Source organism: Martelella sp. UBA3392 (assembly GCF_002358775.1).
Lineage (GTDB): Bacteria > Pseudomonadota > Alphaproteobacteria > Rhizobiales > Rhizobiaceae > Martelella > Martelella mediterranea.
Genome location: NZ_DEPM01000186.1, coordinates 1 through 20,511 on the forward strand (window position 1 = coordinate 1; position 20,511 = coordinate 20,511).

The following is a 20,511-nucleotide window of genomic DNA, read 5'->3' on the forward strand; positions in this document are numbered from 1 at the left end:
TCCGAATGGATGCACGGCGCTCCAGGGCGCATCGCCGCCGGAGCATCGGGCGATGCGGACAAGTCGCCCGATGGTCCCGCGAGCATGCTACTCGAGACAAACCATCGGCCCCGTCGGGCGGCCGGCCAGTCGTAACCCGGTAAGACAGGAGAATGTCCTCCTTGCTAGAGATCACCGCACCGTTTTTTGAACGGCTGAACGAGACGGCAGGCATCAATTTCTCGCCGTTCCATGACCCCTATGACTGGTCGCGTTTCGTCGAGGGCATGTGGATCTCGGTCAAGCTGATCTCGGCCATCATCGCCTTGTCGCTTGTCATCGGCGTCCTTGGCGCTGGCGCCCAAACCTCGAAATCGAGACTTCTGCGCATCGTCGTCGCGGCCTATATCGAGGTTTTCCGCAATACGCCCCCCATCGTGCAGCTTCTGTTTTTCTATTTCGGCCTCGGCGCGATCACGCCGCAGGTCGACATGGGCGGATGGTACGAGCCGATCATCGGCGCATTCGGCTGGGCGGTGATCGCCATCGGCATTTTCGGCGGCGCCTACAATGTCGAGATCTTCCGATCGGGCGTCGAGGCGGTCCCGCACCACACCAAGGAAGCGGCTGAGGCGCTGGGCTTCTCCGACCTCAAGATATTCATCTACATCACCCTGCCGCTCGCCTTCCGTTTCTGTCTGCCGGCGCTCACCAACAACATCATCAGTCTCGCCAAGACCTCCTCGCTTGCCTATGTGATCGCGGTTCCCGAAATCACCTATTCGCTCGCCAATATCTGGTCCGACAGCCTCAATGTCTCCGAGATGATGGTCCTGCTGTTTGTGTTCTACATCCTGCTCGTCGCCGTCATCGCGCAGATCATGTCGTTTCTCGAACGCAAGCTTGCGCTGAAAGGATACGGCCAATGATGTCCTATTCGGTTGCCAGACTGACCTGGCGCGCGCCCGCAATCGTCGGCGGCCTCTGCATCGCCGCCACCCTCGCCACGACATTCACCGCAGAAGCGCAGGATGCCGGCTCCGGCCAGATGTCGGCCTTCTCCGCACTCGTCACGTGGATACCCTTCATCCTCAAGGGTTTTCTTCTCAACCTCTTGATGAGCGTGCTGGCCATGGCGCTTGCGACCGTGACCGGGCTGTTCCTCGGCTTCATGCAGATCAGCCCCAGCGCATTCATCCGCCTGCCGGCAAAATTTGTGACCCACCTTTTCCGCAATTCGCCGTGGCTGGTGATCCTGTTCGCGATCATGCTTCTCGTTCCGTTCCAGGTCACGCTGCCGGGCGGCGAGAAGGTCCTCATCCCCGACTGGGTGAAGGCAACGATCGGTTTTGCCCTTCCGGTGATGGCGAACATCGCCGAAATCCTGCGCGGCGCGATTGCCTCCATCCCCTCCGGCCAGTGGGAAAGCGCCGAAAGCCTGGCCTTCACGCGCGGCCAGACGCTGCGTTACATCATCCTGCCGCAATGCGTGCGCCGCATGCTGCCGCCCTGGATGAACTGGTACGCCCTGTTGACGCTGATGACGCCGATGGCCGCTATCCTCGGCGTCAGCGAGGCGCTCGGCAATACCCAGGCCGCCATGGAAGCCGCCGGTTCGCGGCCGGAATTCCTGATCCCGTTCTATCTGTTCCTGATGACGATCTTCTTTGTGTTCATCTATCCGCTTTCCATCTACACGCGCCGGCTCGAGCGCCGCTTCTCCGCCGGATCCTGACAAGGGACTGTCTCACATGAATGCTGAAAACAGCTGGACCCCTGACCAACCGATCATCTCGATGCGCAATGTGCGCAAGTCCTTTGGCGATTTCGAAGTCCTCAAGGGCATCGATCTGGAAGTGAAGAAGGGCGAGGTCATCTGCATCATCGGGCCGTCGGGCTCGGGAAAATCCACCCTCATCCGCACCATCAACGGCCTTACCCCCGTAAACGCCGGCTCGGTTATGGTGGAAGGCCAGGAAGTGCATGACGAAAAGCTCGACAAGCTGGCCCTGCGCCGCAAGGTCGGAATGGTCTTTCAGCAATACAATCTGTTCCCGCATCGCACCGTTTTGCAGAACGTCATGATGGCCCCGGTCCTCGTGCTGCGCGAGAACAAGGCCGAGGTCGAAAAGCGCGCCCGCGCGCTTCTCGAGAAGGTGCAGCTGCGCGACAAGGAAGACGCCTATCCGCTAGAGCTCTCGGGCGGCCAGCAGCAGCGCGTGGCGATCGCCCGCAGCCTCTGCATGCGCCCCGATATCATGCTGTTTGACGAAGTTACCGCCGCGCTCGACCCGGAAACGGTCAACGAGGTGCTCTTCACCATCCGCGAACTGGCGGAGGAAGGCATGACCTGCGTGCTCGTCACCCACGAAATGGGCTTCGCCAAGGAAATTTCCGACCGGGTCTATTTCACGGATTCCGGCAGGATCGTCGAAAGCGGACCGCCTGCGGAGCTGTTTGACGCGCCAAAGGATCCGCGGACACGGGAATTCCTGTCCAAGGTGCTCTGAAGGTCGTCGACAAGACCGATCTTGGAGGAAACGCATCCGTGGGAGAATAGAGATGAGCGACCAGAACCGGGGCGCGAAGCGGGATCCGCTGCTTCAGCCGCTGACCATCAAGAAACTGACCCTGCGCAACCGCATCATGAGCACGGCGCATGCCTGCGGATTGCAGAAGGACGGCTTTCCGCAGGAAGCCTACCAGGCCTATCACGAGGAAAAGGCCAAGGGCGGCATAGCGCTGTCGATGTTCGGCGGGTCATCGAATGTCGATATCGACAGCCCGAACATCTTCCAGCAGCTCAATGTCGGCGTGGACGCAATCATCCCGCATCTGCAGCGCTTTTCCGAGCGCATGCACGCCCATGGCGCGGCGCTGATGTGCCAGATCACCCATCTGGGACGCCGGGGCGACCCTTACGCGCAGGACTGGCTGCCGGCCATCGGCCCGTCGCCGATCCGCGAAACCCTGCACCGCGCCATTCCGCGCGAAATGGACGAGCATGACATCGACCGCGTGGTCAAAGCCTACGGCCAGGCCGCGCGGCGCTGTGAGGAAGGCGGGCTCGACGGGATCGAGACCTTGGCGTCCGGCCACATCATCGGCCAGTTCCTCTCGCCGAAAACCAACCACCGCACCGACCGTTTCGGCGGATCGCTCGACAATCGCATCCGCTTCGCGCTGATGGTGCATGACGAAATCCGCCGCAATGTCAGCGACGATTTCATCGTCGGCATGCGTTTCGTCGTCGATGAGGGCATCGATGGCGCGCTCTCGGCCGAGGAATGCATCGCGGCGGCGCAGATCCTGCAGCGCGAAGGCGCCGTCGATTTCTTCAACGCGCTCTACGGCTCGATGGACACCGCCCGCGCGCTCTCGGAGGAGACCTTTCCCGGCATGGGATCCCCGGCCGCACCCTGGGTCAAGGCCGTGGGACATTTCAAGCGCGCGGTCGGGCTGCCGGTCTTTCATGCCGCCAAACTCTCCGACATGGCATCGGCGCGGTTTGCCGTCTCCGAAGGCCATATCGACATGGCGGGCCTCACCCGGCCGCAGATGACGGACCCGCACATGGTCGCCAAGCTGATGCGTGGCGAGGAAGAACGCATCCGCCCCTGTGTCGGCGCCGGCCACTGTCAATCGGCCCATCGTCCGCGCTGTCTGCACAATGCCGCGACCGGTCGGGAGCTGACCGTCGGCCACGACATCGCAAAGGCCGAGAAGCAGCGCGACGCGATCGTCATCGGAGCAGGCCCGGCGGGACTTGAAGCCGCCCGCGTGCTCGCCGAACGCGGACACAAGGTCAGGGTCTTCGAGGCTGGTCCGCAGCCAGGGGGACAGCTTCTGCTTGCCGCCAATGGCTGGAGGCGCGATCTCGTCGGCATCATCGACTGGCGTCTTGCGGAACTCGAAATCCTCGGCGTTCAGATCGAATGCAACCGCTATATGGATGCGGCGGATATTCTGGAACTCGACGCCGATCTGGTGATTCTCGCAACCGGCGGCGTTCCCCAGACGGCATTCGGTCCCGGCGAGGAATTCGTCCTGAGCGCCTGGGATATTGTCGGCCGGCAGGTCAAGCCGCAGGGCGATGTTCTCGTCTGGGACAATACCGGCCGCCACCCGGCGCTGCTCGCGGCACAGACGGCGATGAACGAGGGCGCGCGGGTGCAGCTTGCCACGATCGATACCAATATCGGACAGGATCTCGTCTATCCGGAGATCATCCGCTGGCACAAGGAATTCACCAAGGCAGGCTTGCGCGCCGATCCGCACCTGCGCCTCACCGAGGTCAGGAAAACCGGTAACCGGCTGGAAGCGGTCCTGATCAACGAACTCACCCACGAGAGCGAGGAACGCGTCGTCGATCAGGTTGTCGTCGAGATGGGCACGATCCCGATCGACGACGCCTTCGCGGAATTGCGCGGCCGCTCCGGCAATGACGGCGTCACCGATCTCCATGCGCTCAAGAACCTGGCGCCGCAGCCCATGGCCCGCGCGGGCTTCGAACTGCATCGCATCGGCGACGCCCAGTCCTCCCGCAATGTCCATGCGGCGATCTATGATGCCTTGAGGCTATGCTCTGTCTGCTAAGCCTGGCGCGGAATTGGAGTTGCATTCGTTTTCAACATCAGCTCCAAATACCGACCGGTTCATCGCCGCCCATTGCAGCATGATGATCGTCTTGGCGTCGCTGATCTCGCCGGAAGCCACCATCGCCATCGCCTCGTCGAGCGTGAGCGTGACGATCTCGATGTCTTCGTGTTCATCGGCGAGCCCGCCGCCATCCTCGAGCCGCATGCTGCTGTCGGCAACCGCCGCGAAGCAGTGGACCACCTCGGTGAGGATGCCCGGCGCGGAGATCATGGCACTGATGGGGATAAGCGCACCCACCGCATAACCGGTCTCTTCGCGAGCCTCGCGGATACCGGCATGCTCGGGCGTCTCGCCGTCGTCGATCAGTCCCGCCGCGGCCTCGAGCAAAAAACCGTCGCGATTGCCCATGGCAAACACCGGCACGCGGAACTGGCGCACCAGCACGAACCTGCCGAGATCGCTGTCATAGACCAGAACGGAGGCCGCCTCCGGCCGCTCGCAGACCTCCCAGGAGCGGTCGCTTTCGCGCCCCTTACTGTCGCGGTAGTGGAAAACATATTCGACGATCCGGCTCCAGCCTTCGAACAGCACATTTTTCTGGAGGATTCGGGCGCGTTCCGTGGTCATGGGAAATCCTTGTTGAAAGCGGGCGGGCGGCGAGCCGCTTGTAAAGCGATGGCGAGACTCTTAATACCATCGCGGCCAAAGGCAATGCGAGGACGCGATGAATTACCGCCATATCTACCACGCCGGCAATTTCGCCGACGTTCTGAAACACGCCGTGCTCGCCAATGTCATCGGCTATTTCAAGCGCAAGGAGGCCGCCTTCCGGGTGCTCGACACCCATGCGGGCATCGGCCAGTACGATCTTTCGAGCGGGGAAGCGGAAAAGACCGGAGAATGGCGGGACGGCATCGGAAGGCTGCTTGATGCCGACCTGCCCGAAAAGGTCGCTCCCCTGCTCCGGCCCTATCTCGACTGCGTGCGCGTCCTCAATCCGGAAATGGGCCCGGACGGCGGAATAAAATCCTATCCGGGCTCGCCCCGCCTTGCTCGCATGCTGTTGCGCAAGCAGGACCGGCTGTCGCTGATGGAACTGCATCCGGCCGACTACGAGACCCTGCATGCCGCGTTCGACGGCGATTATCAGGTCCGCGCCACCCATCTCGACGGCTGGCTTGCGCTTGCCGGCCATCTGCCGCCCAAGGAGCGGCGCGGCATCGTGCTGGTCGATCCGCCCTTCGAGGAGCCGGGCGAATTCGATCGTCTCGCAGACGGTCTGGCGAAGGCCCACCGCCGATTCGCGACCGGCACCTATCTGCTTTGGTATCCGATCAAGACCGGCGCGCCGGTCGCCGCCTTCCATCAGAAGCTGAAGGAGCTGGCGATCCCGAAAATCCTCTGCGCGGAACTCGTCGTCAGAAGCGACCGCGACACCGACGGGCTTGCGGGCTCGGGCCTCGTCATCGTCAATCCGCCCTATACGCTGGCAGGTGAACTCGATATTCTGCTGCCCTATCTGAAGACCTGCCTGGCGCAGGACCGTTTTGCCCGCGCCGGAAGCTTCTGGATCGCCGGCGAGACCGCCCACGAGAAAGAAGACGGCCGATGAAACTGTTTTATGCCCCCGCCTCGCCCTTCTCCACCAAGGTGGTGATGGCGGCCCACCATCTGGGCATCGGGCTTGACCTCGTGCCCACGGCGACGCAGGACAATCCGGAAGACCTCCTCGTGGCCAACCCGCTCGGCAAGATCCCGACGCTGGTCACCGACGAGGGCGAGACTTTCTACGACAGCCGCACCATCATGCACTATCTGAACGCGATTGCCGGCGAGGATGCCCGGATCTATCCGCGCAACCCGGAAAAGCGCGCGGCGGTGGAACGCACCGAGGCGCTCAGCGACGGCATCTGCGACGCCGCCATCCTGGTGATCTATGAGACGCGCTTCCGCTCGCCGGAAACATGGCACCAGCCCTGGGTCGATCGCCAGTGGGACAAGGTGCGCCGCGGGCTCGATCATCTGGACGCCCATCCGCCGAAATTCGGCAAGCGGCTCAATGCCGGCCATTTCGCGCTTGCCAGCCTGCTCGGCTATCTCATGCTGCGCTTTCCCGGCCAGTGGGAAGAACACCGCGTCCGCCTCGTCAACTGGCCGGCGGCATTCGAGGAGCGCTTTCCCGATTATGGCCGGCTGCGGCCGCAGGCATAATCAGCGGCTCGCCACCGCGGGTCAAAACGAAAAAGGCCCGCCTTGCGGCGAGCCTCCCTGCATCAGGCGTTGTCGGGTTCTCAGAAGTGAACGCCGAGACCGACCTTGACGGTGTTTTCCTGAAAGCCGCGCTCATAGGTCGCGCCGTTCAGCTTGAAATCCTGCTTGCCGTAATCGGTGTAGCGGTATTCCAGGCGGGCGGAGATGTTTTCCGTGACCATGGCTTCGGCACCGGCGCCGACAGTCCAGCCCCAGCCCATCTGCGTGTCCTTGTCGCCGGCCTGCTTGGCGACCAGCTTGGAACCGGCAAGACCGGCCGTGCCGTAGAGCAGAACCGGATCCATCGCGAAACCGACGCGGCCGCGCAGCGAGCCATTGACGCCCTGCTCCATCTTCACGTTCGGGAACACGACTTCACTCTGGTTCGAGGTGGCGAGGTCGGCTTCGACGCCGTAGACGATATTGCCGCTCTGCATGTTGTAGCCGCCGAACAGCGTGCCGCCCCAGCCATCGGCCTTGAAGTCGCCCTCGTCGAACGTACCCCAGTCCCAGTTGGCGGCGCCGCCGAGGTAGAAGCCGCTCCAGTTCGAAATCTTGGCCGGCTGAGCATAGCTGACCGGGCTCGGTTCATAAGGCGTGGAGACGATGGCGTCTGCGGCCTGTGCCGCGCCAGCGCCTACCAGTACCGCCATCGCGACGGCGGTCGTCGTTTTGATATTCCGCATCTTGTCTCTCCTTTTTGTGCTTCGCTGTCGTATCTGCGCGTAAAGCACTTAAGAAATGAGATAGGCGCGATTAATTATGTTATCAATGCTTTCGATAAACCCTTCATATATATCGTTAACAATGAATTTATACAAAAATAAACTGAGAAAATCAAAGTTAATACATTATTTATATTTAAATCTGCCATATCGTTGCGTGGTCGCCGCTTCCGCCCCGCTCCGTAAGCGCACCAACTTCCACTTGGTTGTTGCTGCGACAAGACGATATAAGCTTCGCAACGCCGACCAGAGGATCGATATATGCAGCAAAACCCGCGCTCCAGAACCGTTCTCGTCACCGGCGGCGCGAAAAGACTTGGCCGTGCCATCGTCGAGGGCATGGCCAATTACGGCTTCAATGTGGCAATCCATGCCAATCAGAGTATCGACGAGGCGGAATCGGCGGCGCAAGCACTGCGCGAAACCGGAATTGACGCGCGCGTCTTCCGGGCCGATCTTCTCGACGGCGACCAGACGGGCCGGTTGGTCGCGGCGGTGAACGATGCGATGGGGCCGGTCGATATCCTGGTCAACAACGCCTCGCTGTTCGAGGATGACGCAGCCGCGCATTTCGACACCAACCGGTTCGACCGCCATTTCGCGATCCATGTGAAGGCGCCGCTGATCCTTTCGGAGCATTTCGCCAAACAGGCGGATGGCGGCCTGATCGTCAACATGATCGACCAGCGGGTCTGGGCGCTCACGCCGCGCTTCTTCAGCTATACGCTGTCCAAGAGCACGCTTTGGACCGCGACCCAGACCATGGCGCAGGCCTTCGCGCCGAACATCCGCGTCAACGCCATCGGCCCCGGCCCGACGCTGAAAAACATCCGCCAGAGCGACGAGGATTTTGAAAGCCAGATCGGAACGCTTATCTTAAGACGAGGACCGGCGCTTTCGGAATTCGCGGCGACGATTCGCTATCTTTACGAAACGCCCTCGATCACCGGCCAGATGATCGCGCTCGATGGCGGGCAGCACCTGGCCTGGGAAACACCGGACGTAACGGGTATCAATGAATGACACGCAACGCGCCTGATGGCGGCATTGTTTATGACGACAGAGATGACGACGACGGCCTGCCGGAGGTCGCCATACCGTCGGCCGACGCGATCCAGTGGAATGACGCGGCGAGCGAGCAGCACGCGCTGAAGGGCGCGGAACTGATCGCCGAATTCGTCAAGCGCCTGCCGAATGCGCCCGGCGTCTACCGCATGTTCAATGCCAATGGCGACGTGCTCTATGTCGGCAAGGCGCGGTCTCTGAAAAAACGCGTCACCAATTATGCGCAAGGCCGCGGCCACTCCAACCGCATCACCCGCATGGTCGCGCAGACCGCCCATATGGAATTCGTCACCACCAGGACGGAAACCGAAGCCCTGCTGCTGGAAGCCAATCTAATCAAGAGGTTGCGGCCGCGCTTTAATGTTTTGCTGCGCGATGACAAGTCGTTTCCCTATATTCTGATCACCGGCGACCACGAGGCGCCCGCTTTGTTCAAGCATCGCGGCGCGCGCGCCCGCAAGGGGGACTATTATGGCCCCTTCGCGTCGGCCGGCGCGGTCGGGCGCACCATCAATGCCATGCAGCGCGCCTTCCTGATTCGCTCCTGCACCGACAGCGTCTATGAAAGCCGGACGCGCCCCTGCCTGCTCTACCAGATCAAGCGCTGCGCCGCGCCCTGCACCGGCGAGATATCGAAAGAGGATTATGCTGAACTGGTCGACGAGGCCCGCGCCTTCCTGTCGGGCAAGAGCAAGCAGGTTCATGCCGAACTCGCGGAGGCGATGAACGCTGCGTCGGAAAACCTCGATTTCGAACGCGCCGCGATCTATCGCGACCGCCTGTCCGCGCTCTCGCACGTGCTCGGCCATCAGGGCGTCAATCCGGCCGGCATCGAGGAAGCAGACGTGTTCGCGATCCACAATGAGGGCGGGCTCTGCTGCATTCAGGTGTTCTTCTACCGCACCGGCCAGAACTGGGGCAATCGCGCCTATTTCCCCAAGGCCGATCCATCGCTGACTGGCGCGGAAATCTTGAACGCCTTCCTGGCGCAGTTTTATGACGACAAGCCGATCCCGAGGAATATATTCCTGTCGGAAGAGATCGAGGAGCAGGCGCTGCTCGAACTGGCGCTTTCGGAGCGCGCCGAACGCAAGGTCCAGATCACCGTGCCGAAGCGTGGGGAAAAGCGCGAGGCGGTCGAGCACGGCCTTGCCAATGCCCGCGAGGCCCATGGCCGCAAGCTTGCCGAGACCGCGACGCAATCGCGCCTGCTGGAAGGCTTCGCCGAAACCTTCGGCCTGCCCCAGCCGCCGCGCCGGATCGAGGTCTACGACAACTCCCACATCATGGGCACCAATGCGGTGGGCGGCATGATCGTCGCCGGTCCCGACGGCTTCGTGAAGGCGCAGTATCGCAAGTTCAACATCAAATCGACCGAGATCACCCCCGGCGACGACTTCGGCATGATGCGCGAGGTCATGACCCGCCGTTTCGCGCGGCTGATCAAGGAGCATGGCATTCCCGACCGCAGCTCCGACCACAGCGTTGCGCCGGAAGGTGACGGCGACGCCCCCTTCCCGGCGTGGCCGGATGTGATCCTGATCGACGGCGGTCAGGGGCAGATGTCGGCGGTGCGCAAGATTCTGGAGGATCTCGGCATCACCGAGGCGGTCACCGCGATCGGCGTCGCCAAGGGTGCCGACCGCGAGGCGGGCCGCGAGCGCTTCTTCATGGCGGGCCGGCCCGATTTCTCGCTGCCGCCGCGTGATCCGGTGCTTTATTTCATCCAGCGCCTGCGCGACGAGGCCCATCGCTTCGCGATCGGCTCCCACCGGGCGCGGCGCAAGAAGGAGATGGTCAGAAACCCGCTCGACGAGATCGCCGGCATCGGGCCATCGCGCAAGCGCGCGCTGTTGCAGCATTTCGGCTCGGCCAAGGCGGTGTCGCGCGCGGGACTTTCCGATCTTGCCGGCGTCGACGGAATTTCCGAGGCGATGGCGCGGCTGATCTACAACCATTTTCACGAGGGCGGCGGCAAATGATGGCCGGCTTTCGGAAATTTTGAAAACCTGTCACAGGTTTAATGCCGCGCCGCATTGACCGCGGGGTTGCATTGGAAGCATCTTGCGGCTGGGCGCGACCTGCCCGCCCGAGCAGATGGAATGACGCGATGGCATCGAAAGCTTACAACCTACCCAACCTCCTGACCTATGGGCGCATTCTGGCGGTTCCGCTGATCGTGCTCTGCTTCTTTCTTGAGGGGAAGCTTTCGAGCTCCGATTCCGCCCGCTGGGCGGCGCTGACGATCTTCCTGATCGCCTCGGTCACCGACTTCCTAGACGGCTACCTCGCCCGCGCCTGGAACCAGACCTCCAATATCGGACGCATGCTGGACCCGATCGCCGACAAACTGCTGGTCTCCACCTGCCTTCTGCTGCTCGCCGCCGATGTCGAACGCACGATTGCCGGCTGGTCGCTGTGGGCGGCGATCATCATCCTGTGCCGCGAGGTGCTGGTGTCGGGCCTGCGCGAATATCTGGCCGGCCTCAAGGTCTCGGTCCCGGTCACCCGCATCGCCAAGTGGAAGACCACCTTCCAGATGGTGGCGATCGGCCTGCTGCTGGCCGGCCCCGCCGGCGACAAGGTGATCCCCTACACCACCAATCTCGGCATCGTGCTGCTCTGGGTCGCGGCCGCGCTGACAATGTATACCGGCTATGACTATTTCCGCGCCGGGCTGAAACATGTCGTGGAGGCGGAGCGATGACCAGGCTTGTCTATTTTGCATGGGTGCGCGAGCGGATCGGGACCGGCGAGGAGGAACTGGATATTCCCGCCGAGGTAACGGATGTCGCCGGCCTGCTCGCCTTCCTGCAGGCGCGCGGCGACAATTATGCCGCCGCCCTTGCCGAACCGGAGGTGATCCGGGTCGCGCTCGACAAGTTCCACGCCGAGCACGACGCCCCGATCGCCGGCGCGCGCGAGATCGCGCTGTTTCCCCCGATGACGGGCGGGTGAGGCATGCAGGTCGTACCGAAGATCAGGATACAAGCTGAAACCTTTGATATCGCGTCAGAAATAGACAGTATCACCGGTGGCCGCCCGGATATCGGCGCGACGGTGAGCTTTACCGGTCACTGCCGCGACGATGGCGGCAGGCTTGAGGCGCTGGAGCTCGAGCACTATCCCGGCATGGCCGAAGAAGAGATCGCGCGGATCGGCCAACAGGCAATCGAGCGTTTCGGCCTGCTGGGCCTGACGGTGATCCATCGCTTCGGCCGCATGCTGCCCGGCGATCCGATCGTGGTGGTGATCGCCGCCGCCAGTCACCGCCATGCCGCCTTTGAGGGCGCATCCTTCGTCATGGACTTCCTGAAAACCGACGCGCCGTTCTGGAAAAAGGAACACCTCAAGGATGGCGGCTCCGGCGAATGGGTCAGCGCCCGCGAACAGGATGACCACGCCCGCGACCGCTGGCAATAAAACGGACACGATCTTGCTGTAGAAGCGCGATTGCAGGGCTTGCCCGGATTGTAAATCGCTCTATCCTGCTGACGACGTCTTTCAATCGATTTACCGCGCGACGAGGACCGCCATGCCCGCCAATGCCGCTTCCATAGATGTCGGCTTGATCATGTATCCTGGCCTGACCCAGCTGGATCTGTTCGGGCCCGCCGACGTTCTCAATCGCATGCCGGGCACAAACATCAAGTTCCTCTGGAAAAACCTCGATCCGGTGATCGTCGATCGCGGGCTGCGCGTGCTGCCCAACACCACATTCGGCCAGTGCCAGAGCCTCGATATCGTCTGCGTTCCCGGCGGCCCCGGCCAGATCGCGCTGATGGATGACGACGAGACGCTGAATTTCCTGCGCCGGATCGCGCCCGGCTGCCGGCTGGTGACCTCGGTTTGCACCGGTTCGCTGGTGCTGGGGGCGGCGGGCCTGCTTGAGGGCTATCGCGCCACCTCGCACTGGACCTCGGTCGAGCAACTGGCGCTGTTCGGCGCCAAGCCGGTGCATGAGCGCGTGGTTGTCGACCGCAACCGCATCACCGGCGCCGGCGTCACCTCCGGCATCGATTTCGCCTTGCGGGTGGTGGAGGACATGACCGACCGGGCGACCGCCCAGCAGATCCAGCTCCAGATGGAATACGATCCCGAACCGCCCTATCGCTGCGGCACGCCGAAGACCGCGCCGCCGGAAATCGTCGACGCGGTGCGCGCCCGCCTCCACATGTTCCAGTCCAGCCGCCGCTCCGCCAGCGAACGCGCCGCCGAACGCCTCGCAGCGCGCAAGGGCTGACACAAAAAACCCGCGGCAAGCCGCGGGTCTTAAAGCCGGTTCGACTGAGGAATCAGCCGACGATTTCGGTTTCGGAGAACCAGAAGGCGATTTCGCGCTTGGCGGTTTCCGGGGCATCCGAGCCGTGAACCGAGTTTTCGCCCATGGACAGCGCGAAGGTCTTGCGGATCGTGCCTTCATCGGCCTTTTCCGGGTTGGTCGCGCCCATGATCTCGCGGTTCTTCAGAACGGCGTTTTCGCCTTCCAGAACCTGGACGATGGTCGGGCCCGAGCACATGAAATCGACGAGTTCACCGAAGAACGGACGCTCCTTGTGCTCGGCGTAGAAGGCTTCCGCCTCGCGCTTTGCCATCCATACCCGCTTGGAGGCGACGACGCGAAGGCCGTTTTCCTCGAAGACCTTGGTGATCGCGCCAGTCAGGTTGCGCTTGGTGGCATCCGGCTTGATCATCGAAAAAGTGCGTTCAATCGCCATGTTATCGTCCTTTGCGTTCATGAAATTTGGCCGGTGTATAAAGCGGTTTCGGCCAGAATGGAAGCAGGCGGACACGACGAATTTGTTCAGGCGTCGATTATGACGTTTCGGTGAAGCCCTGGCAGCGTTCGAACCAGTTCATCACCGGGTCATTGGCGTCAAGAATGTCGGGATTGCCGGTCTTGAACGCCCATTGCAGCGCTCCGAAGACGATGTAGTCGGCAAACAGCGGCTCGCTGCCGCCGATGAAGGGCTGGCTCTTCAGCGTCACCCTCAGCGGCTTCAGCTTGTCGGCGAAAGCGGCGATTTCCGCCTCGCGCCCGGTCGCGACCTCTTCGAGCGTCGCCCCGAGGCGCGCTTCCCGGCTTTCGCGGAAATAGGCCTGATCGACCGGGGACAGCATGTCGTGGATATGCTTGAGCGCGATCCGGGTGATGGCGGGATGAAGGGTCGACTGGGAATAGGCCTCGACGAACCGCGCCATGCCGGCCCCTCCCTCGCCCCTGAACAGCGACGGCGCTTCCGGATAGGTCTGCTCCAGATAGAGCGCGATCGCGAAACTGTCGGCGATCAGCTTGTCGCCGTCCTTCAGGATCGGCACGGTTTTCGAAAACCCGTTCTCGAGCTTGGCGATCTCGGTGAAGCCGACGGGTTTTTCTTCAAAGTCCAGCCCCTTATGCCTGAGGGCCAGGATGATTTTCCAACAATGGGGGGAAAAGCGGATGTCGGGATCGGCGCCGCAAAGCGTGTAGAGAATTCGAACCATGAGAAACTCCTTCGTCGCGGTTGAAACGTTAGCACGTCATGCGGTGATGACGCATGAGACTTATTGCTGAAACCATCAAAATTTCTCGCTGGTGTACGGCCGGCACGGCGCTATTCTGCCGCAAAAGGAGAGCTAAATGTTACAGCACTTCCGCCGTTTCGCCGCCTATAATGCCTGGGCCAACGCCCTTGTCTACGCCGCGGCGGCCGAACTGTCCGACGAGGAATATCGTCGCGATCTGGGCGCCTTCTTCCCCTCCGTCCACGCCACGCTCAACCATGTCCTCTATGCCGACGGGGTGTGGATGACGCGTTTTGCGGGCAAGGACACCGGTCCGGTTCTGCTCGACACCATCCTGTTCGATGATTTCACGGCGTTGAGGGCGGCGCGCGCAGCGATGGACGAGAATATCATCAGCTTCATCGACGGGCTCGACAGCGTCGAAGGAACATTTTCCTATCAGCGCGGCAACCCGCCCAAGACCTATACAGACCGGATCGGCACCACGCTTGCGCATTTCTTCAACCACCAGACTCACCACCGCGGCCAGGTCCACATGATGCTGACGGTGCTCGGGCAACCGTCGCTGGCATTGGACATGATCTACTTCCTGCGCACCCCCGAAGGAAGCGTGCTGCCGCAAGGCTGAAGATCGCTTGCCAAGCGGTGCGGTTTCAGACAAAACCGCTGGCATGATCTCGATATCCGACCTTACCGTCCGCGTCGCCGGACGCCTGCTCATCGAAAACGCCTCCGTTTCCATCCCCGACGGGATGAAGGCGGGGCTTGTCGGGCGCAACGGCGCCGGCAAGTCGACGCTGTTTCGCGTCCTGACCGGCGCGCTTGCGCCCGAGACCGGCACTGTGTCGCTACCCAAACGCGCGCGGATCGGCCAGGTGGCGCAGGAGGCGCCCGGCACGGAAGACCCGCTGATCGATATCGTGCTCGCCGCAGACAAGGAACGCGCCGCGCTGCTCGTCGAAGCCGAGACCGCGTGCGACCCCGACCGGATCGCCGAAATCCACACGCGGCTTGCCGATATCGATGCTCATTCAGCCGAAGCGCGCGCGGCCAGCATTCTCTCCGGCCTCGGTTTCGACGAAGCCGCCCAGAAGCGCCCCGCCTCGTCTTTTTCCGGCGGCTGGCGCATGCGCGTGGCGCTGGCGGCGGTGCTGTTTTCCGAGCCCGACCTGCTGCTGCTCGATGAGCCGACCAACTATCTCGATCTCGAGGGCGCGCTCTGGCTGGAGGATTACATCCGCCGCTATCCCTACAGCGTGATCATCATCTCGCATGACCGCGACCTCCTGAACACCGCGGCCAACGCCATCGTCCATCTCGACCAGAAGAAGCTGACCTTCTATCGCGGCTCCTACGACCAGTTCGCCCGCCAGAAGGCGGCGCAGGACGAGCTGCAGATGAAGGCGCATGCCAAGAACGAGGCCCAGCGCAAGCACCTGCAAAGCTTCATCGACCGGTTCAAGGCCAAGGCCTCCAAGGCCCGCCAGGCGCAAAGCCGGGTCAAGGCGCTGGAGCGGATGGGCACGGTGTCTGCGGTAATCGAGGATCATGTGCAGGGTTTCTCCTTCCCTGCCCCGGAAAAGATACCCGCCTCCCCGATCGTCGCGATCGAGGACGGCGCGGTCGGCTATGCGCCAGGCAAACCGATCCTGACCGGGCTCAACCTGCGCCTCGACAATGACGACCGGATCGCGCTGCTTGGTGCCAACGGCAACGGCAAGTCGACCTTCGCGAAGTTCATCTCCGGCCGGCTGAAGCCGGAAAGCGGAACGCTGAAGCTCGCCCCCGGTCTTCTCACCGGTTTCTTCGCCCAGCACCAGATCGATGACCTCGTGCCCGACGAAAGCGCGATCGCCCATGTGCGCAAGCTGATGCCGACCGCCCCCGAACCGAAGGTGCGCGCCCGCGTGGCCCAGATGGGCCTTGCGACGGAGAAGATGGATACGCCCGCGCGCGATCTTTCCGGCGGCGAGAAGGCGCGGCTCCTGATGGGCCTTGCCGCCTTCCACGCGCCCAACCTGCTGATCCTCGACGAGCCGACCAACCATCTCGACATCGACAGCCGCAACGCGCTGATCCAGGCGCTGAACGATTATCCCGGCGCCGTGATCCTGATCTCGCATGACCGCCATCTGATCGAGGCCACCGTCGACCGGCTGTGGCTGGTCCATGACGGCACGGTGAAGAATTATGACGGCGACCTCGAGGATTACCGCGAGCTGATCATCTCCGGCGGCAAGCCCAAGGCGGCCAAAACGCCGGTCGAGGATACCCGCTCGAAGGCCGAACAGCGCCGAAGCGCCGCCGACCGGCGCGCCTCAATGGCGCCGCTGAAGAAGCAGATCGACATGGCCGAGAAAAAGACCGCGAAGATCGAGGCAATCATCGCCAGGCTCGACGCCGATCTCGCCAATCCCAAGCTCTACACACAGTCGCCCGAAAAGGCGAAGGTGATGATCCAGGCGCGCGCCAACGCCGCGGCGGAGCTTTCCAAAATCGAGGAAGAATGGCTGTCGCTTTCGGCGAAATACGAAGCCGGCATGGCTGACTGATCGTCGGTCACGGAAGCATTGCCGGTGAAGACTAGAGCAGTTTCACGGAAACGCGAAACTGCTCGATCTCTTTGGTTTGACGCATTTTCGCGGACGTCAGGTGTTCCCACCTGACTGCGAAATGCTCAGGGTCACCGGCATCTGTCCGAGGACGTGTCACCCGGCTGCTATCCAGTGCGCCCCAGCATCTTTTCATCCGATGCGCTTTCGGCCGGTTTGATGCCGAGGCGGTCGAACACCGCGATCAGGAGCTTGGAGCGGTTCATGGTGTAGAAGTGGAACTCGGAGATGCCGCGCTTCTGCAGATCGAGCACCTGCTCGGCGGCGATATCGGCTGCCACTTCGAAATGCGCCGCAGGATCATCGACAAGGTTTCCGAGCCGCTTTTCGAGGAAATCCGGAATGCTCGCACCGCACATCGCCGCAAAACGCTTGAGCTGATTGAGGTTCTGAACCGGCATGATGCCGGGCAGGACCGGGATCGTCACCCCTGCCCTGCGCACATCGTTGAGGTAGTCCTCGAACACGTCATTGTCGAAGAAGAACTGGGTCAGGGCGCGGTCGGCGCCGTTGTCGGCCTTGGCCTTCAGCATCGCGATATCGGCGGCGCGATCGACGCTTTCGGGGTGTTTTTCCGGATAGGCGGAAACCGAGATATCGAAATCGTCGATCGCCTTCAGCCCGGCCACCAATGCCGCGGCATTGGCGTAGCCGCCGGGATGCGGGCGATAGGCCGCGCCCACGCCATCCGGCGCGTCACCGCGCAGGGCGACGAAGCGTTTCACGCCGGCATCGCGGAACCGGCGGATCACGTTATCGACCTCGCCGCTGGTGGCTTTCACCACCGTCAGGTGCGAGGCGGTGACCAGATCTGTCTCATCGATCAGGCGCTTTACGGCATCGAAGGTCGGGGCCTGGCTGGAGGCGCCGGCGCCATAGGTGACGGAAACGAAGGCGGGATCATAGGCCGACAGCGCCTCCACCGCCCGCCACCAGCCGGCGGCGGCGTCCTCGCTCTTGGGTGGAAAAAATTCGAACGAATACTCGATCGGCCGCGTCAGCGCGCCGGTTCCATCGGTCATTGCCTCAGACACTCCTCGCAAAAGTCTTTTCATTGCCGCCGGCCACCAGCCGGCGGGGATCGCGCGCAAGCCAGACCGTCACCGTCAGGGACGGTTCGCTCGCCGCCGCGAACGGAAGATCGATCACCTTTTCCACGTCAAGCCCGGCTTCCTGCATCCAGTCTTCCATCGCCTGATGGGAAAAGCCGAGACGCAGATGCGCATGGTCGGCGCGCAGATATTCCAGGTCATGCGGCGCGAAATCGATCACCGCCAGCCGTCCGCCCGGTCGCATCACGCGCGCGGCCTCCGCGATCGCGGCATCGGGGTTTTCGAGGAAATGCAGCACCTGATGGATGATCACCAGATCGAAATCCTCGCTTTCCAGCGGCAGGTTCAGAATATCGCCAAGCCGGACAACCGCGCGGGTCAGCCCCTCGGCATCGAGGTTGGCGCGGGCCACGGCCAGCATGTCGCGGCTGGCATCGATGCCGACGGCGCGGCGATAGACATCCTTCAGCAACAGCAGCATGCGGCCGGTGCCCGTGCCGAGATCGAGCATGTTCTGCACCGGCTTGTCGCCGATCAGGCTGACGAGGCAGTCTTCCACCTCGGCCTCGGAAATGTGAAGGCGACGCATCTGGTCCCACTCGCCGGCATGCTGGGCGAAATAGGCTTCGGCCTTTTCCGCCCGCGCCTGCTTGACCGCCGCGAGGCGGGCGACGTCGCGCTCCAGCGCCGAATCCTCCAGCGATGCATGGGCGAGAATCTGGCGCACGAGGCGCGCGGGCGGGCCTTCGTCGCGAAGCCGGAAATAGGCCCACGCCCCCTCCTGATAGCGATCGATCAGGCCGGCTTCGGAAAGCAGTTTCAGATGCCGCGAAATGCGCGGCTGCGACTGGCCGAGAATGTCGGTAAGATCGGAAACCGTGAGGTCGCCCGCCGAAAGCAGCGCGATCAGCCTGAGCCGTGTGGGCTCACCCACCGCCTTCAGCACCTCCACCATGGTCTCCAGATCGAATTTCGCCATCTACCGACTTTCATCAAGATATAAAGATATCTTTATATAGATTGCGAGATTTACGCAAGCCCGCTGATGAAGCATGGTACAATAGCAGAGCGGTGCTGCCCACCATCGCGAGGTGGTGTAAGCGAAACAGCGAACCTGATCAGCCGGCAAATTGCCCGGACAAGCAAAACAGCGCCTCTCGGCGCCGTCAGACTGCTGACAAACGCCTCCCCACATTCCGCGTCATCCTCGGGCTTGACCCGAGGATCCAGGCCGCCCGGAAGGGCTTGCCATAAGTCTTCGCAAATTCAGCGACTTAATCCGCCTGGATGCTCGGATCAAGACGAGGGGCCGACGACATACGATAGTCAAAGCCTCGGCTTTGACTGCAGTCTGACGACGGCGTTCAGTGCCGTGCAGCTGTCTCGCAATTCAATGTCGGCTTATCAGCCGTTGAGGAACGGCATCGGGTCGACGGCGGTGGTGTTGTCGCGGACCTCGAAGTGGACCATGGGGCGCTGCGCCTTGCCGCTCATGCCGGAGGTGGCGATGGTCTGGCCGCGCTGGACGCTGTCGCCGCGCTTGACCTTCAGCTCCTCGGCATAGCCGTAGACCGTGACCCGGCCGTCGTCATGGCGGATCAGGATCGCGTTGCCGTAGTCGGAGAGCCCGTCATCGGCATAGACCACGACGCCGTTTTCGGCGGCCTTGATCGGCGTGCCCTGGGGAACCGAAATATCGATGCCCTCGGAAATATCGTCGCCATAGGGCTGGCCGAAGCCGACGACCACCGCGCCCTTTACGGGCCAGCGATAGGTGGTGATGCCGGTGCCTTCCGGCACGTCTTCGCCCGCGTCGGTTCTCACCGCAACCTCTTCCACGACGGCCGTCGTTTCGGCAGCCGGCGGCTGGTAGGGCTTGGGGCTGTCGGCGGTCTGAGTGGTCTTGTTGACCGGGGTCGTCGGCGCTGCGGCGGCGGTCTGCACCGGCGCCGTCGGCTGGGCCGGCGCGGCCTGACTCGGAATGACAAGCTTCTGGCCGATGCGGATATTGGCCGAGGTCAGGCCGTTGGCCGCCTTCAGCGCATCGACCGTGACGCCATAGGATTTCGCGATCGTGTAGAGGCTGTCGCCGCTCTTGACGGAATAGGTATTGCCGTCGCCGCTCTCGCCGTTGCGGGCGGCGGAAGCCGTACTGGTCGCCTCCACGCTCTGACGCTCGCGAACGCCCGCCGTTCCCGGCAGAACAGCGACGCGCTGATCGGGCGTATCGGAGGGAATTTGCGTCGGCGCTGCCGGCGGCAGGCCCTGGCTCTGGCTCGCCGACTTGGCAACCGAGGGCTGGCTGGAGACGACCGGAACGACAAGCACCTGGCCCGGACGCACCTGCGAGGCGCTGGTGAGCCCGTTGAGGCGCAGAAGGTCCTGCTCGCTGACCCCGTTGCGGCTGGCAAAGGCCGCGAGCGATTCGTCCGAGCGCATCATCACGCGGCGCGTCGCCACATCCTGGGTGCTGGAGGGAAGCGTGCTCGGCTGACCGACGGCGGCCGGCGGCGGCGCGGGATTGGCCGGCTGCGCAAGCGCCGCTGTCTGCGTTGGCGCTGCCGGCGGCGGCAGCGTGTTGCTCTGCACTGTCACCGGCGTGGTCGCCATGCGGGCGCCCGAACCGGCGGTGGTCGCGGTATTGATCGGCTGATTGCTGTAAACGGCCTGGCCGGAGGAAGCGGATGGCAGGCCCTGATATCCGCCACCGCCGACATTGGCGGG

The 20,511-nt window shown here is 62.8% G+C and carries 21 protein-coding genes; 14 read left to right on the forward strand and 7 right to left on the reverse strand.

What is annotated here, in order from left to right; translation table 11 throughout:
- The first annotated feature begins 161 nt into the window (after positions 1-161).
- Genes B4E36_RS14300 through B4E36_RS14315 form a run of 4 tightly spaced genes read left to right on the forward strand, consistent with a single transcriptional unit; the run spans position 162 to position 4,575 of the window.
- Positions 162-908: an amino acid ABC transporter permease gene (locus B4E36_RS14300; protein ID WP_292058435.1), complete on the forward strand. Its 747-nt coding sequence runs from the start codon at positions 162-164 to the stop codon at positions 906-908.
- Complete coding sequence (locus B4E36_RS14305) at positions 905-1,714, forward strand: amino acid ABC transporter permease (RefSeq protein WP_292058433.1); 810 nt, start codon at positions 905-907, stop codon at positions 1,712-1,714. Before B4E36_RS14300 ends, B4E36_RS14305 begins: the two co-directional genes overlap by 4 nt.
- Before the next feature lie 16 nt (positions 1,715-1,730).
- A complete protein-coding gene (locus B4E36_RS14310) occupies positions 1,731-2,489 on the forward strand; it encodes an amino acid ABC transporter ATP-binding protein (protein ID WP_018064246.1) in 759 nt (252 codons plus the stop codon).
- 52 nt (positions 2,490-2,541) lie between these two features.
- A complete protein-coding gene (locus B4E36_RS14315; RefSeq protein WP_292058430.1) occupies positions 2,542-4,575 on the forward strand; it encodes an NADH:flavin oxidoreductase in 2,034 nt (677 codons plus the stop codon).
- Here B4E36_RS14315 and B4E36_RS14320 read toward each other — a convergent pair.
- Positions 4,558-5,205 carry an NUDIX domain-containing protein gene (locus tag B4E36_RS14320; RefSeq protein ID WP_292058428.1) on the reverse strand — a complete coding sequence of 216 codons (648 nt, stop codon included), beginning with the start codon at positions 5,203-5,205 and terminating at the stop codon, positions 4,558-4,560. The genes B4E36_RS14315 and B4E36_RS14320 overlap by 18 nt on opposite strands.
- A gap of 97 nt (positions 5,206-5,302) precedes the next feature.
- Here B4E36_RS14320 and B4E36_RS14325 point away from each other — a divergent pair, with 97 nt between their 5' ends.
- Positions 5,303-6,190 carry a 23S rRNA (adenine(2030)-N(6))-methyltransferase RlmJ gene (locus B4E36_RS14325; RefSeq protein WP_292058425.1) on the forward strand — a complete coding sequence of 296 codons (888 nt, stop codon included), beginning with the start codon at positions 5,303-5,305 and terminating at the stop codon, positions 6,188-6,190.
- Positions 6,187-6,789 carry a glutathione S-transferase gene (locus tag B4E36_RS14330; RefSeq protein WP_292058424.1) on the forward strand — a complete coding sequence of 201 codons (603 nt, stop codon included), beginning with the start codon at positions 6,187-6,189 and terminating at the stop codon, positions 6,787-6,789. Before B4E36_RS14325 ends, B4E36_RS14330 begins: the two co-directional genes overlap by 4 nt.
- Before the next feature lie 80 nt (positions 6,790-6,869).
- Here B4E36_RS14330 and B4E36_RS14335 read toward each other — a convergent pair whose 3' ends face one another.
- Positions 6,870-7,514 (reverse strand): outer membrane protein, encoded by a 645-nt coding sequence (locus B4E36_RS14335; RefSeq protein ID WP_292058423.1) that lies wholly within the window; start codon positions 7,512-7,514, stop codon positions 6,870-6,872.
- A 300-nt stretch (positions 7,515-7,814) separates the two neighbouring features.
- Between B4E36_RS14335 and B4E36_RS14340 the strand changes: the two genes are divergently transcribed.
- From B4E36_RS14340 to B4E36_RS14365, 6 genes are all read left to right on the forward strand, one after another.
- Positions 7,815-8,576 (forward strand): SDR family oxidoreductase, encoded by a 762-nt coding sequence (locus B4E36_RS14340; RefSeq protein WP_292058420.1) that lies wholly within the window; start codon positions 7,815-7,817, stop codon positions 8,574-8,576.
- Positions 8,573-10,600 (forward strand): excinuclease ABC subunit UvrC, encoded by a 2,028-nt coding sequence (gene uvrC / locus B4E36_RS14345; protein WP_345900493.1) that lies wholly within the window; start codon positions 8,573-8,575, stop codon positions 10,598-10,600. Before B4E36_RS14340 ends, uvrC begins: the two co-directional genes overlap by 4 nt.
- A 128-nt stretch (positions 10,601-10,728) precedes the next feature.
- Positions 10,729-11,325 (forward strand): CDP-diacylglycerol--glycerol-3-phosphate 3-phosphatidyltransferase, encoded by a 597-nt coding sequence (gene pgsA / locus B4E36_RS14350; RefSeq protein ID WP_292058414.1) that lies wholly within the window; start codon positions 10,729-10,731, stop codon positions 11,323-11,325.
- Positions 11,322-11,576: a molybdopterin converting factor subunit 1 gene (gene moaD, locus B4E36_RS14355; RefSeq protein ID WP_018064256.1), complete on the forward strand. Its 255-nt coding sequence runs from the start codon at positions 11,322-11,324 to the stop codon at positions 11,574-11,576. Before pgsA ends, moaD begins: the two co-directional genes overlap by 4 nt.
- Before the next feature lie 3 nt (positions 11,577-11,579).
- Positions 11,580-12,041: a molybdenum cofactor biosynthesis protein MoaE gene (locus B4E36_RS14360; protein ID WP_292058411.1), complete on the forward strand. Its 462-nt coding sequence runs from the start codon at positions 11,580-11,582 to the stop codon at positions 12,039-12,041.
- Positions 12,042-12,153: 112 nt separating this feature from the next.
- The gene (locus B4E36_RS14365; protein WP_292058409.1) at positions 12,154-12,861 is read left to right on the forward strand and encodes a DJ-1/PfpI family protein; all 708 of its coding nucleotides are present in this window, start codon (positions 12,154-12,156) and stop codon (positions 12,859-12,861) included.
- 52 nt (positions 12,862-12,913) lie between these two features.
- Here B4E36_RS14365 and ndk read toward each other — a convergent pair whose 3' ends face one another.
- Both ndk and B4E36_RS14375 read right to left on the reverse strand, forming a co-directional pair.
- Positions 12,914-13,336 (reverse strand): nucleoside-diphosphate kinase, encoded by a 423-nt coding sequence (gene ndk / locus B4E36_RS14370; RefSeq protein ID WP_026173380.1) that lies wholly within the window; start codon positions 13,334-13,336, stop codon positions 12,914-12,916.
- A 97-nt stretch (positions 13,337-13,433) separates the two neighbouring features.
- Complete coding sequence (locus tag B4E36_RS14375) at positions 13,434-14,102, reverse strand: glutathione S-transferase family protein (protein WP_292058405.1); 669 nt, start codon at positions 14,100-14,102, stop codon at positions 13,434-13,436.
- A gap of 136 nt (positions 14,103-14,238) precedes the next feature.
- Here B4E36_RS14375 and B4E36_RS14380 point away from each other — a divergent pair, with 136 nt between their 5' ends.
- Both B4E36_RS14380 and B4E36_RS14385 read left to right on the forward strand, forming a co-directional pair.
- Positions 14,239-14,751 carry a DinB family protein gene (locus B4E36_RS14380; RefSeq protein WP_292058404.1) on the forward strand — a complete coding sequence of 171 codons (513 nt, stop codon included), beginning with the start codon at positions 14,239-14,241 and terminating at the stop codon, positions 14,749-14,751.
- 43 nt (positions 14,752-14,794) lie between these two features.
- Positions 14,795-16,675, forward strand: a complete 1,881-nt coding sequence (locus B4E36_RS14385) for an ABC-F family ATP-binding cassette domain-containing protein (protein WP_292058402.1) — start codon at positions 14,795-14,797, stop codon at positions 16,673-16,675.
- A gap of 167 nt (positions 16,676-16,842) precedes the next feature.
- Here B4E36_RS14385 and metF read toward each other — a convergent pair whose 3' ends face one another.
- The 3 genes from metF to B4E36_RS14400 form a co-directional block, all read right to left on the reverse strand.
- Positions 16,843-17,757 carry a methylenetetrahydrofolate reductase [NAD(P)H] gene (gene metF, locus B4E36_RS14390; RefSeq protein ID WP_292058401.1) on the reverse strand — a complete coding sequence of 305 codons (915 nt, stop codon included), beginning with the start codon at positions 17,755-17,757 and terminating at the stop codon, positions 16,843-16,845.
- Positions 17,758-17,761: 4 nt separating this feature from the next.
- On the reverse strand, positions 17,762-18,766 hold the full coding sequence (locus B4E36_RS14395; protein WP_292058398.1) for an ArsR/SmtB family transcription factor: 1,005 nt from the start codon (positions 18,764-18,766) through the stop codon (positions 17,762-17,764).
- A gap of 425 nt (positions 18,767-19,191) precedes the next feature.
- A partial coding sequence (locus tag B4E36_RS14400; protein ID WP_345900494.1) for a LysM peptidoglycan-binding domain-containing protein occupies positions 19,192-20,511 on the reverse strand: 1,320 nt, incomplete at its 5' end.

Coding starts and splice junctions, on each gene's coding strand:
- B4E36_RS14335 (WP_292058423.1), bottom strand. CDS start 7,514: ATGCGGAATATCAAAACGACGACCGCCGTCGCGATGGCGGTACTGGTA.
- B4E36_RS14340 (WP_292058420.1), top strand. CDS start 7,815: ATGCAGCAAAACCCGCGCTCCAGAACCGTTCTCGTCACCGGCGGCGCG.
- B4E36_RS14325 (WP_292058425.1), top strand. CDS start 5,303: ATGAATTACCGCCATATCTACCACGCCGGCAATTTCGCCGACGTTCTG.
- B4E36_RS14330 (WP_292058424.1), top strand. CDS start 6,187: ATGAAACTGTTTTATGCCCCCGCCTCGCCCTTCTCCACCAAGGTGGTG.
- B4E36_RS14360 (WP_292058411.1), top strand. CDS start 11,580: ATGCAGGTCGTACCGAAGATCAGGATACAAGCTGAAACCTTTGATATC.
- B4E36_RS14315 (WP_292058430.1), top strand. CDS start 2,542: ATGAGCGACCAGAACCGGGGCGCGAAGCGGGATCCGCTGCTTCAGCCG.
- metF (WP_292058401.1), bottom strand. CDS start 17,757: ATGACCGATGGAACCGGCGCGCTGACGCGGCCGATCGAGTATTCGTTC.
- uvrC (WP_345900493.1), top strand. CDS start 8,573: ATGACACGCAACGCGCCTGATGGCGGCATTGTTTATGACGACAGAGAT.
- moaD (WP_018064256.1), top strand. CDS start 11,322: ATGACCAGGCTTGTCTATTTTGCATGGGTGCGCGAGCGGATCGGGACC.
- B4E36_RS14320 (WP_292058428.1), bottom strand. CDS start 5,205: ATGACCACGGAACGCGCCCGAATCCTCCAGAAAAATGTGCTGTTCGAA.
- B4E36_RS14305 (WP_292058433.1), top strand. CDS start 905: ATGATGTCCTATTCGGTTGCCAGACTGACCTGGCGCGCGCCCGCAATC.
- B4E36_RS14380 (WP_292058404.1), top strand. CDS start 14,239: ATGTTACAGCACTTCCGCCGTTTCGCCGCCTATAATGCCTGGGCCAAC.
- B4E36_RS14365 (WP_292058409.1), top strand. CDS start 12,154: ATGCCCGCCAATGCCGCTTCCATAGATGTCGGCTTGATCATGTATCCT.
- B4E36_RS14385 (WP_292058402.1), top strand. CDS start 14,795: ATGATCTCGATATCCGACCTTACCGTCCGCGTCGCCGGACGCCTGCTC.
- B4E36_RS14395 (WP_292058398.1), bottom strand. CDS start 18,766: ATGGCGAAATTCGATCTGGAGACCATGGTGGAGGTGCTGAAGGCGGTG.
- B4E36_RS14310 (WP_018064246.1), top strand. CDS start 1,731: ATGAATGCTGAAAACAGCTGGACCCCTGACCAACCGATCATCTCGATG.
- B4E36_RS14375 (WP_292058405.1), bottom strand. CDS start 14,102: ATGGTTCGAATTCTCTACACGCTTTGCGGCGCCGATCCCGACATCCGC.
- ndk (WP_026173380.1), bottom strand. CDS start 13,336: ATGGCGATTGAACGCACTTTTTCGATGATCAAGCCGGATGCCACCAAG.
- pgsA (WP_292058414.1), top strand. CDS start 10,729: ATGGCATCGAAAGCTTACAACCTACCCAACCTCCTGACCTATGGGCGC.